Raw genomic sequence first — 11,896 nt, 5'->3', positions numbered from 1 at the left:
GACGAGGCCACCGTGGCCATGCGAAGGACCGTCCTGACACCATGAACCTCATCCAGATCCTGCCTTTCGTTCTGATCATCGGTGTCATGCTGCTGATGACCCGCTCCGCCAAGAACAAGCAGCGCCAGGCCGCAGACATGCGCAACCAGATGGCGCCGGGTGCCGGCATCCGCACCATCGGCGGCATGTACGCGGTCGTCAAGGAGGTCAACGACGACACGGTGCTGCTCGAGCTGGCCGACGGTGTGCACGCGCACTTCGCGAAGAACGCCATCGCGGCCGTGCTGGACCAGGCCGAGTACGACCGCATCGTCCACGGCATCGAGCCGGAGCCCGAGCCGGAGTTCGAGGCCACCGACGCCGAGCACGCCGACGACTCCGCCGAGGACGAGGACCGCGTCGACCTCGCCAAGTCCACGGACGAGGCCAAGGTGCAGGACGCCCCCAAGACGGACGGCACCGACTCCAAGTAACGCCGCCGCCCCGGGACGACACCCGGGGCAGGTACGTTTACGCGTCGGCACGTCCGTACAACACATCGTGCCGCCCTGCTGCGCGCGCAGGTCCGCAGGGCGGTTGGACAGGGAGAATCGAGAAGGTGGCAGCACCGAAGAGGGGCCGCAAGCCCTCGGGGAGCCAGGGATACCCCGGGCGGGCGCTGGCAGTGATCCTGCTGGCCATCGTGGCGCTCACGGGAGGGATGTTCCTCTCCGGCCACACGACGCCGCGACTGGGCATTGACCTCGCCGGCGGCACGAGCATCACGTTGACGGCCAAGAGCGATCAGTCCAACGCGATCAACAAGACCAACATGGACACCGCCGTCGGCATCATCGAGCGGCGTGTCAACGGTCTCGGTGTGTCCGAGGCCGAGGTCCAGACGCAGGGCGATCGCAACATCATCGTCAACATCCCCAAGGGCACGAACGCGGAGCAGGCGGAGAAGCAGGTGGGCACCACGGCCCAGCTCTACTTCCGGCCCGTGCTCGCCGAGGTGGCCAACACCCCGCCCGTTTCGCCCTCTCCCTCGTCCAGCCCCTCCGGGAAGGCGTCGTCCCCGGCCTCGCCCTCCCCGACGGCCTCGACCGGGGCGACGAGCAGCACCTCCCCGTCCCCGAGCTCCTCGACGCAGGGTCGCGCCGTCACCGACGCGCTGAAGTCGGGCTCGTCCAGCACGCCGTCCGCGCCGGCCTCGGCGCCCCCGTCGGCTCCGGCGAGCGCGCCGGCCACCACCCCGGCCGCCCCGGGCAGCACGCTGGACACCTCGATCCCGGCCGACCTGCAGGCGAAGCTCGCCGCGCTGGACTGCTCCGACAAGGAAGCCCGCGCGAACCTCAACCTGAAGGCCAAGCCCACCGACAAGATCGTCGCGTGCAGCCAGGACGGCCGCGCCAAGTACGCGCTGGGCCCGTCCGCCGTCGACGGCAAGAACGTCAAGAAGGCGGCCGCCCAGTACGACACGCAGAGCGGCAACGGCTGGGTCGTCACGCTGTCCTTCGACGGCACGGGCTCCAAGGACTTCTCGAAGATCACCTCGCAGCTCTCCCAGCAGCAGCCGCCGAACAACCAGTTCGCGATCGTGCTGGACAACGAGGTCGTCTCCGCCCCCTCGGTGAACCAGACCCTGAGCGGCAGCGCGGAGATCTACGGCAGCTTCACCCAGGAGAGCGCGCAGGATCTGTCCAATGTCCTGTCCTACGGCTCCCTGCCGCTGACCTTCGACAAGTCCGACGTCACCAAGGTCTCCGCGGCGGTCGGCGGCGAGCAGCTGCACGGCGGAATCATCGCCGGCGCGGTCGGTCTCGCGCTGGTCATGCTCTACCTGATCGCGTACTACCGGGGTCTGAGCTTCGTCGCGATCCTCAGCCTCGTGGTCTCCGCGATCCTGACCTACGAGATCATGACGCTGCTCGGCCCGGCCATCGGCTTCGCGCTGAACCTGCCGGCGGTCTGTGGTGCCATCGTCGCCATCGGTATCACCGCCGACTCCTTCATCGTGTTCTTCGAACGCATCCGTGACGAACTGCGTGAGGGCCGCTCCCTGCAGCCCGCCGTGGCCCGCGGATGGCCGCGCGCCCGGCGCACGATCCTCGTCTCGGACTTCGTGTCGTTCCTGTCCGCCGCCGTCCTGTTCATCGTCTCCGTCGGCAAGGTGCAGGGCTTCGCCTTCACCCTCGGCCTGACGACGCTGCTCGACGTGGCGGTGGTCTTCCTGTTCACCAAGCCGCTCATGACGATCCTCGCGCGCAAGAAGTTCTACGCCGGCGGACATCCCTGGTCCGGACTCGACCCGCGCGCCCTGGGCGTCACCCCCCCGCTGCGCCGCACCCGCCGCCCCGCGGGCCGTACCGACGTCAAGGAGGCCTGATGTCCCGGCTCGGAAACCTCGGGCACCGCCTGCACCGGGGCGAGATCGCCTACGACTTCGTGGGCAAGCGCAAGATCTGGTACACCGTCTCGATCCTGATCACGGTCGCCGCGATCCTGGGTCTGGTCGTCAACGGCCTGAAGCTCGGTATCGAGTTCTCCGGCGGCGCGGTGTTCACCACGCCCAAGACCTCGATGTCGGTGTCACAGGTCCAGGACCGGATCGACAGCGACACCGACGGGCATCAGGCCCTCGTGCAGAAGCTCGGCACGGGAAGCGTCCGCATCCAGATCAGCGACATCACGCTCGACGAGGCCAAGAAGATCCAGGGCGACATCGCCCAGGACCTGAACATCAAGCCGGGCGACATCGACCCGCAGATCATCGGTCCGAGCTGGGGCGAGGAGATCTCCAAGAAGGCCTTCGAAGGCCTGGTGATCTTCATGGTCCTGGTGACGATCTACATGGCGATCGCCTTCGAGTGGCGCAAGGCCGTGGCCGCCCTGATCGCGCTGCTGCACGACCTCACCATCACCATCGGCGTGTACGCGATCGTCGGTTTCGAGGTCACGCCCGGCACGGTGATCGGTCTGCTCACCGTCCTCGGTTACTCCCTCTACGACACCGTCGTCGTCTTCGACGGTCTGAAGGAGACGACCAAGGACATCACCAAGCAGAACCGCTACACGTACAGCGAGCTCGCCAACCGCAGCCTCAACCAGACCCTGGTGCGGTCGATCAACACCACGGTCGTGGCGCTGCTGCCGGTCGCCGGCCTGCTGTTCGTCGGTGGCGGGCTGCTCGGCGCGGGCACGCTCAACGACATCGCGCTGTCGCTCTTCGTCGGCCTCACCGCCGGTGCGTACTCCTCGATCTTCATCGCGACCCCGCTGGTCGCGGACCTCAAGGAGCGCGACCCGCAGATGAAGGCGCTGCGCAAGCGGGTGCTCGCCAAGCGCGCCGCCGACGCCCGCCGTGCCGAGCTGGGCGGGGACGACCCGCAGGACTCCGCGGAAGCGGCGGACGGCGGCCCCGGTGACCACGGTGACCACGACGACGACGACCCGCACGCCGCCACCGCGGGAGCGGCCGGCGGCCGGCGCGAGACGCCGTCCCGCAACCGCGGCCGCAACCGCCCGTCCGGCAAGCGCCGCTGAAGCAGAAGCACCGAGGAACACCACAGATGACGACAACGGACGCCGCCCGGAGCGAGCTGCGCAGCCTGCTGCTCAGCCGTATCCGGGACGTGCCCGACTACCCCAAGCCGGGCGTGACGTTCAAGGACATCACCCCGCTGCTCGCCGACCCGGGCGCGTTCGGCGCCCTGGTCGACGCCCTCGCCGAGGTCTGCGCCCGGCACGGCGCCGACAAGGTCGTCGGACTGGAGGCGCGCGGGTTCATCCTCGCCGCCCCGGCCGCGGCCCGCGCCGGACTGGGCTTCGTCCCGGTCCGCAAGGCGGGCAAGCTCCCCGCGGCCACGCATGGGCAGAGGTACGAGCTGGAGTACGGCACGGCCGAGATCGAGGTCCACCAGGACGCGTTCGGGGCCGGCGACCGGGTGCTCGTCATCGACGACGTCCTCGCCACCGGCGGGACGGCCGAGGCCTCCCTCGACCTCATCCGCCGTACCGGCGCCGAGGTCGCCGGCGTCGTCGTCCTGCTGGAGCTCGGCTTCCTGGGCGGCCGCGCGCGGCTCGCCCCGTCCCTGGCCGGGGCCCCGCTGGAGGCCCTGATCGCGGTCTGAGCGGCAACGTCGCCGTCCCTGTGGTGCCCGGTCGTGCGACCGGGCACCACAGGCGTTCCGGGCCCGTTCCGGCGTGCCGCGGGACGGGAGGGGCGGGACGGGACGCGGTTCACCCGGTCACATCGCTACCATGGGGTACCGGACCCTCCCTCCTTGCCCGTTCTCGGACAGGAGGGGCCCAGAAGGAGTGCCCTTGCAAGACGAGGCCAGGTCGACCCAGCCGATGACCGCCGCGGAGGGCCGCGAGGCGTCCTCCGTCTCCGCGGCTCCTTCCGCCGCGCCTGCCGCCCCTGCGGAGAGCACAGCTCCCAAGGCGCCGCCGGCGACACCGGGAGCCCGGCCCGTGCGCACCCCCGGCAGCGTGGCGCCGAACCGGCCCGCGACCTCGTCGAACCGCGTCCGCGCACGCCTCGCCCGGTTGGGCGTGCAGCGTTCCAGCCCGTACAACCCGGTGCTGGAGCCCCTGCTGCGCATAGTGCGCAGCAACGATCCCAAGGGCGACGCGTCGCAGCTGCGCCAGATCGAGCGCGCCTACCAGGTGGCGGAGCGCTGGCACCGCGGCCAGAAGCGCAAGAGCGGTGACCCGTACATCACGCACCCGCTCGCGGTGACGACGATCCTGGCCGAGCTCGGCATGGACCCGGCCACCTTGATGGCGGGGCTGCTGCACGACACGGTGGAGGACACCGAGTACGGCCTGGACGCGCTGCGCCGCGACTTCGGCGACTCGGTCGCCCTGCTGGTGGACGGCGTCACCAAGCTGGACAAGGTCAAGTTCGGCGAGGCCGCGCAGGCCGAGACCGTCCGCAAGATGGTCGTGGCGATGGCCAAGGACCCGCGGGTCCTGGTGATCAAGCTCGCCGACCGTCTGCACAACATGCGCACCATGCGTTACCTCAAGCGGGAGAAGCAGGAGAAGAAGGCCCGCGAGACGCTGGAGATCTACGCCCCGCTGGCGCACCGGCTGGGCATGAACACCATCAAGTGGGAGCTGGAGGACCTCGCCTTCGCGATCCTCTACCCCAAGATGTACGACGAGATCGTCCGGCTCGTCGCGGAGCGCGCCCCCAAGCGGGACGAGTACCTGGCGGTCGTCACCGACCAGGTGCAGCAGGACCTGCGCGCGGCCCGCATCAAGGCGACCGTCACCGGCCGCCCGAAGCACTACTACAGCGTGTACCAGAAGATGATCGTGCGGGGCCGCGACTTCGCCGAGATCTACGACCTGGTGGGCATCCGGGTCCTGGTCGACACCGTCCGCGACTGCTACGCGGCGCTGGGCACCATCCACGCGCGGTGGAACCCGGTACCGGGGCGGTTCAAGGACTACATCGCGATGCCCAAGTTCAACATGTACCAGTCGCTGCACACGACGGTCATCGGGCCCAGCGGCAAGCCGGTCGAGATCCAGATCCGCACCTTCGACATGCACCGCCGCGCCGAGTACGGCATCGCGGCGCACTGGAAGTACAAGCAGGAGGCCGTCGCCGGCGCCTCCAAGGTGCGCACCGACAGCCCCAAGTCCGCGAAGAAGGACGACGCGGTCAACGACATGGCGTGGCTGCGGCAGTTGCTGGACTGGCAGAAGGAGACGGAGGACCCGGGCGAGTTCCTGGAGTCGCTGCGCTTCGACCTGTCGCGCAACGAGGTCTTCGTCTTCACGCCCAAGGGCGACGTCATCGCGCTGCCCGCGGGTGCCACGCCGGTCGACTTCGCCTACGCGGTGCACACCGAGGTCGGTCACCGCACCATCGGCGCGCGCGTCAACGGCCGTCTGGTGCCGCTGGAATCGACCCTCGACAACGGCGACACCGTGGAGGTCTTCACTTCCAAGGCCGCCGGGGCGGGGCCGTCCCGCGACTGGCTGGGCTTCGTCAAGTCCCCGCGGGCGCGCAACAAGATCCGCGCGTGGTTCTCCAAGGAGCGCCGCGAGGAGGCCGTCGAGCAGGGCAAGGACGCCATCGCGCGCGCCATGCGCAAGCAGGGCCTGCCGATCCAGCGCGTGCTCACCGGCGACTCGCTGGTCACCCTGGCGCACGAGATGCGCTATCCCGACATCTCCGCGCTGTACGCGGCGATCGGCGAGGGGCACATCACCGCCCAGTCGGTGGTGCAGAAGCTCGTCGAGGCGCTGGGCGGCGAAGAGGGCGCGACCGAGGACATCGCCGAGATCACGATGCCCTCGCGCAGCCGCACCAAGCGACGGTCGGCCGCCGACCCGGGTGTCATCGTCAAGGGCGAGCGGGACGTGTGGGTCAAGCTGTCGCGGTGCTGCACTCCGGTGCCGGGCGACCCGATCATCGGCTTCGTCACCCGCGGCAACGGCGTCTCCGTGCACCGTGCGGACTGCGTCAACGTCGAGGCGCTGTCGCAGCAGCCCGAGCGGATCATCGAGGTCGAGTGGGCGCCCACGCAGTCGTCGGTCTTCCTGGTCGCCATCCAGGTCGAGGCCCTGGACCGCTCGCGCCTGCTGTCGGACGTCACGCGCGTGCTGTCCGACCAGCACGTCAACATCCTGTCCGCGGCCGTCCAGACCTCCCGTGACCGGGTCGCCACCTCACGCTTCACCTTCGAGATGGGCGATCCCAAGCACCTGGGCCACGTCCTGAAGGCCGTACGCGGCGTGGAGGGCGTCTACGACGTCTACCGGGTCACCTCGGCACGCCAGCGCTGACAGGCGCCGACAGCGCGCTCCAGGGGGCGGCTGGAAGCCCACGACAGCGCGCGGGGCCCGTACGCATCGCGTACGGGCCCCGCGCGTATGGTCCGGCGGTGCGGGCCGCTGTCAGCCGCTGAACTCGTCGAGCGACTTCAGCGCCTGGTCGAGGAGCGCCTGCCGCCCGTCCAGCTCGCGCTGCAGCTTGTCGGCCTTGGAGGTGTTCCCCGCCGCGTTGGCCTTCTCGATCTGGTCACGCAGCTTGTCGACTGCCGCCTGCAGCTGGCCGGTGAGGCCCGCCGCCCGGGCCCGCGCCTCGGGGTTGGTGCGCCGCCACTCCGACTCCTCGGTGTCGTGGATGGCGCGCTCGACCGCGTGCATGCGGGCCTCGATCCGCGGCCGGGCGTCGCGCGGCACGTGACCGATCGCCTCCCAGCGCTCGTTGATGCCGCGGAAGGCCGCACGGGCCGCCTTCAGGTCGGTCACCGGGAGCAGCTTCTCGGCCTCGATGGCCAGCTCCTCCTTGAGCGCGAGGTTCTCGCGCTGCTCGGTGTCCCGCTCCGCGAAGACCTCGGAGCGGGCCGCGAAGAAGACGTCCTGGGCACCGCGGAAACGGTTCCACAGGTCGTCCTCGGCCTCGCGCTGCGCGCGGCCGGCGGCCTTCCACTCGGTCATCAGCTCGCGGTAGCGCGCGGCGGTCGGACCCCAGTCGGTGGAGCCGGACAGCGCCTGCGCCTCCTCCACCAGCTTCTCCTTGTGCTGCCGGGCCTCCTCGCGCTGCGCGTCCAGCTGCGCGAAGTGACCCTTGCGGCGCTTGGAGAAGACCGAACGGGCGTGGCTGAAGCGGTGCCACAGCTCGTCGTCGGTCTTGCGGTCCAGCCGGGGCAGGCCCTTCCAGGTGTCGACCAGCGCGCGCAGGCGCTCACCGGCGGCCCGCCACTGCTCGCTCTCGGCCAGCTGCTCGGCCTCGACGACCAGGTTCTCCTTGGCCGACTTGGCCTCCTCGGAGGCCTTGGCCTTGGCCACCTTGCGCTCTTCGCGGCGCGAGTCGACCAGCGCGGTCAGCCCGTCCAGCCGCTTGCCCAGTGCCGCCAGGTCCCCGACGGCGTGGGCCTCGGTCACCGCGGTCCGCAGGTGCTCGATGGCCGTCAGCGCGTCCTTGGCGGACAGGTCGGTGGTCTTCACCCGGCGTTCGAGGAGGCCGATCTCGACGACGAGACCCTCGTACTTCCGCTCGAAGTAGGCCAGCGCCTCCTCGGGGGAGCCCGCCTGCCACGAGCCGACTTCACGCTCGCCCTCGGCCGTACGCACGTACACGGTCCCCGTCTCGTCGACGCGGCCCCACGGGTCGCTGCTCACAGCGCCTCCTCCACGTGATGCCCGGCCTCTTCACGGCACACGGCATCGTCCACAGTTCCATCCGGCCGGGCCGTGCCCTGGCCGGTCCCGACGGGCTGCCACTCGCGCGTGCAGCCGTCGGCGCAGGCACCCTACACAACGCCAACATAGGCGACCGGTGGCCCGGCTGTCCGCATCCCGCACCCGCGAATTCACCGCGCGGGTGCGGGGACACGGCTCAGGACGCGCTGACGGTCGCCTTGTTGATCACCACGGTCGCGTTCGGGGCACCGTCACCGGCGCCCGTCGAGTCCCCGGCGGCGGCGATCTTCTTGAGCACGTCCATGCCGTCGGCCGTGATCGTTCCGAACGGCGTGTAGGACGGCGGCAGCGGGCTGTCCTGGTAGACGAGGAAGAACTGGCTGCCGCCGGTGTGCGGCTGGCCGGTGTTCGCCATCGCGACGGTGCCCGCCGGGTACGTGCCCTTGGCGACCGCCTTCGCCTTCAGGTTCTCGTCCGGGATCGTGTAGCCGGGACCGCCGGAGCCGGAGCCCGTCGGGTCGCCGCACTGCAGCACGTAGATGCCGGAGGTGGTGAGCCGGTGGCACTTGGTGTGGTCGAAGTAGCCCTTGCCGGCCAGGAAGGCGAAGGAGTTCACCGTGTGCGGCGCGTTCTTCGCGTCGAGGTCCAGTGCGATGTCGCCGCAGGTGGTCTGCAGGTCGAAGGTGTACTTCTTGGCCGCGTCGATGGTGACCGCGGGCTCCTTCTTCCACTGCTCGGTGCCGGGGGCGCCCGCCGCGGGCTTGGCGCACGGGTCGGGCACCTTGCTGGGCGCGGCGCTGGACGCCGCGCTCGGGGAGGCCTTGGCGGCCGCCTCGTCCTGCTTCGAGTCGCCGCTGAAGGCGCCGACGGCCCAGGCCGTGGCCCCGGCGGCCAGGACGACCGCCACGACGGCGGCGATCACCGCGTTGCGCTGCCGTGCGCGGTTGCGCGCACCCACCCGGCGCTCCTGCTGGCGCTCGAACTTCTCCCGGGCGAGCTGGCGCCGCCGCTGATCCTTGGTGACCACTGAGCCGTCTCCCGATGCCCTCTGCTCGAACTGTCGAATGTGCTTGTACGTCTGTAGGTACGTCGTGGCCGATCTTCGCGCCCGCCACGCCCACAGTCCAGCGACGTTACTGGTTCGCGATGGCCGCGTTCACGCCGGTAGGCTCAGGACGTCGCCCTCGGGCGGCACGACCTGCCGCGAACGACAGCCGACAGAAGGACGAACGTGCTCATTGCCGGGTTCCCCGCCGGGGCCTGGGGCACCAATTGCTACGTGGTGGCCCCCGCCGCGGGTGAGGAGTGCGTGATCATCGACCCGGGTCACGAAGCGACCCAGGGCGTCGAGGACACGCTCGCCAAACACCGTCTCAAGCCCGTCGCCGTCATCCTCACCCACGGCCACATCGACCACGTGGCCTCGGTCGTTCCGGTCTGCGGGGCGCACGGCGTCCCGGCCTGGATCCACCCGCGCGACCGCTACATGCTGGACGACCCGGAGAAGGCCCTCGGGCGTTCCATCGGCGCCCAACTGCTCGGTGAACTCACCATCGGAGAGCCGGACGACGTCCGGGAGCTCGCCGACGGCAGCAGCCTGGAGCTGGCCGGTCTGGAGCTGACCGTGGCGCACGCGCCCGGCCATACCAAGGGGTCGGTGGCCTTCAGGCTGCCCGAGACCGCCGAGATCCCCTCGGTCTTCTTCTCGGGCGACCTGCTGTTCGCCGGCTCCGTCGGACGCACCGACCTGCCCGGCGGTGACATGGACGAGATGTACGCGTCGCTGGCCCGTGTGTGCCTGCCGCTCGACGACTCGACCGTGGTGCTGTCCGGTCACGGTCCCCAGACGACCATCGGCCGTGAGCGCGCCTCCAACCCGTATCTCGCGGAGCTGGCCCGCGGCCTCGGAGAGGCCGGTCAGACGGCTCCTCCGCGACGAGGAATGTGACGAGAGACTTCCTGTGAGCACCTTTCAGGCCCCCAAGGGCACCTATGACCTCCTGCCGCCCGATTCCGCCGTGTTCCTGGCGGTACGCGAGGCGATCTCCGCGCCGTTGCGGCGGGCCGGCTACGGCTATGTCGAGACCCCCGGCTTCGAGCAGGTGGAGCTGTTCTCGCGCGGCGTCGGCGAGTCCACCGACATCGTGACCAAGGAGATGTACACCCTCACCACCAAGGGCGGCACGGAGCTGGCCCTGCGCCCCGAGGGCACCGCCTCCGTGCTGCGCGCCGCGCTGGAGGCCAATCTGCACAAGGTCGGCAATCTGCCGGTCAAGCTCTGGTACTCGGGCTCCTACTACCGCTACGAACGTCCGCAGGCGGGGCGTTACCGCCACTTCTCCCAGGTCGGCGCCGAGGCGATCGGCGCCGAGGACCCGGTGCTGGACGCCGAGCTGATCATCCTGGCCGTGGACGCGTACCGGTCGCTGGGACTGCGGAACTTCCGCCTGCTGCTCAACTCCCTGGGCGACAAGGAGTGCCGTCCGGTCTACCGGGCCGCGCTGCAGGACTTCCTGCGCGGCCTCGACCTCGACGAGGACACCCGGCGGCGGATCGAGATCAACCCGCTGCGCGTCCTGGACGACAAGCGCGACACGGTGCAGAAGCAGCTCGTCGGCGCCCCGATGATGCGCGACCACCTCTGCGAGGCCTGCAAGGCCTACCACGAGCAGGTGCGCGAACTGCTGACGGCGGCGGGCGTGGAGTACGAGGACGACCCCAAGCTGGTGCGCGGTCTGGACTACTACACCCGCACCACCTTCGAGTTCGTCCACGACGGCCTCGGCTCGCAGTCCGCGGTGGGCGGCGGCGGCCGCTACGACGGCCTGTCCGAGATGATCGGCGGCCCCGCGCTGCCGTCCGTCGGCTGGGCGCTCGGCGTGGACCGCACCGTGCTCGCGCTCAAGGCCGAGGGCGTGGAGCTCGAACTGCCCGCACCCACGCAGGTGTTCGCGGTCCCGATGGGCGAGGAGGCGCGCCGCGTGCTGTTCGGCGCGGTCACCGAGCTGCGCCGGGCCGGTGTCGCCACCGACTTCGCCTTCGGCGGCAAGGGCCTGAAGAACGCCATGAAGTCCGCGAACCGTTCGGGCGCCCGGCTCGCGATCGTCGCCGGTGAGCGCGATCTCGCCGAGGGCGTCGTGCAGGTGAAGGACCTGGAGAGCGGCGAGCAGACCGCCGTGCCGGTCGACGGGATCGTCGGCGCGGTGCGCGAGCGGCTCGCCTGAGCCCGGCGCCTGGTGCGCGGTCCGGCCGGGGGAGCCCGGCCGGACCGCGCGCGTGCGTCCGCCGGGGAGGTCGCGAAGGGCGGCGTCGACCGGCACGCGGCACTCTCCGGCGGGAACGCCGGGGCGTACCGTGGGAAGTGTCCATCCCGAGCGGGTGTCCATGCAGCCGCTCCAACGCCAACACGCGGCTGTGCGTGTCGGCGGCACCGAACGGATCCGCACCACCCGGCGAGTGGAGTTCGCCGGGGACGGTCAGAGCCGGTTCGACGACGCGCGCAGCGGTGCAGAGCGAGTCACGGGCGGCGGGGCAGGGGCAGGCCGTGCGGGCGCACCGGTCGGCGCCGCTCATCGCTTCCCCGCCGCGAGCAGCCCCCAGGGGGTGCCTGGGGATCCGCCCGGGCGGGGAAGTGCCTGGTTCGGCGTCCCGGTGCGGGCCGGGAACCGTCGTTGATGGTGCCCGGGTCTGCCGGCGGGGAGTTCCGCGAGGCGGGCGGTCCGCGCGGTGGTGCCGGTGACGGGGTCTG

General features: G+C 70.7%; 9 protein-coding genes. 7 read left to right on the top strand and 2 right to left on the bottom strand.

The features are described 5' to 3' along the window. Window positions 1-41 precede the first annotated feature (41 nt). From yajC to PV364_RS33475, 5 genes are all read left to right on the top strand, one after another. Window positions 42-473 carry a preprotein translocase subunit YajC gene (gene yajC / locus PV364_RS33495; protein ID WP_319664377.1) on the top strand — a complete coding sequence of 144 codons (432 nt, stop codon included), beginning with the start codon at window positions 42-44 and terminating at the stop codon, window positions 471-473. A gap of 125 nt (window positions 474-598) precedes the next feature. Continuing rightward, window positions 599-2,368 (top strand): protein translocase subunit SecD, encoded by a 1,770-nt coding sequence (gene secD, locus PV364_RS33490; RefSeq protein ID WP_319664376.1) that lies wholly within the window; start codon window positions 599-601, stop codon window positions 2,366-2,368. Next, on the top strand, window positions 2,368-3,525 hold the full coding sequence (gene secF, locus PV364_RS33485; protein ID WP_319664375.1) for a protein translocase subunit SecF: 1,158 nt from the start codon (window positions 2,368-2,370) through the stop codon (window positions 3,523-3,525). The genes secD and secF overlap by 1 nt, the downstream gene beginning before the upstream one ends. Window positions 3,526-3,551: 26 nt before the next feature. Beyond that, entirely contained in the window at window positions 3,552-4,112 is a 561-nt protein-coding gene (locus PV364_RS33480; protein ID WP_319664374.1) for an adenine phosphoribosyltransferase, read from the top strand. A gap of 193 nt (window positions 4,113-4,305) precedes the next feature. Continuing rightward, window positions 4,306-6,786: a bifunctional (p)ppGpp synthetase/guanosine-3',5'-bis(diphosphate) 3'-pyrophosphohydrolase gene (locus PV364_RS33475; RefSeq protein ID WP_319664373.1), complete on the top strand. Its 2,481-nt coding sequence runs from the start codon at window positions 4,306-4,308 to the stop codon at window positions 6,784-6,786. A gap of 111 nt (window positions 6,787-6,897) precedes the next feature. On the opposite strand, the gene PV364_RS33470 is transcribed toward PV364_RS33475, so the two are convergent. Next, entirely contained in the window at window positions 6,898-8,127 is a 1,230-nt protein-coding gene (locus tag PV364_RS33470) for a DUF349 domain-containing protein (RefSeq protein WP_319664372.1), read from the bottom strand. 217 nt (window positions 8,128-8,344) lie between these two features. Then, window positions 8,345-9,175: a peptidylprolyl isomerase gene (locus tag PV364_RS33465; RefSeq protein WP_319664370.1), complete on the bottom strand. Its 831-nt coding sequence runs from the start codon at window positions 9,173-9,175 to the stop codon at window positions 8,345-8,347. A gap of 204 nt (window positions 9,176-9,379) precedes the next feature. Between PV364_RS33465 and PV364_RS33460 the strand changes: the two genes are divergently transcribed. Both PV364_RS33460 and hisS read left to right on the top strand, forming a co-directional pair. Continuing rightward, on the top strand, window positions 9,380-10,096 hold the full coding sequence (locus PV364_RS33460; protein ID WP_319664368.1) for an MBL fold metallo-hydrolase: 717 nt from the start codon (window positions 9,380-9,382) through the stop codon (window positions 10,094-10,096). A gap of 13 nt (window positions 10,097-10,109) precedes the next feature. After that, window positions 10,110-11,372: a histidine--tRNA ligase gene (gene hisS / locus PV364_RS33455; RefSeq protein ID WP_319664366.1), complete on the top strand. Its 1,263-nt coding sequence runs from the start codon at window positions 10,110-10,112 to the stop codon at window positions 11,370-11,372. Window positions 11,373-11,896: the final 524 nt, after the last annotated feature.

The organism is Streptomyces sp. MI02-7b, from assembly GCF_033793585.1.
In the GTDB taxonomy this organism is placed as follows: Bacteria; Actinomycetota; Actinomycetes; order Streptomycetales; family Streptomycetaceae; genus Actinacidiphila.
This window is presented reverse-complemented; position numbering and strand designations above follow the sequence as displayed.

Coding starts and splice junctions, on each gene's coding strand:
- secF (WP_319664375.1), top strand. CDS start 2,368: ATGTCCCGGCTCGGAAACCTCGGGCACCGCCTGCACCGGGGCGAGATC.
- PV364_RS33480 (WP_319664374.1), top strand. CDS start 3,552: ATGACGACAACGGACGCCGCCCGGAGCGAGCTGCGCAGCCTGCTGCTC.
- yajC (WP_319664377.1), top strand. CDS start 42: ATGAACCTCATCCAGATCCTGCCTTTCGTTCTGATCATCGGTGTCATG.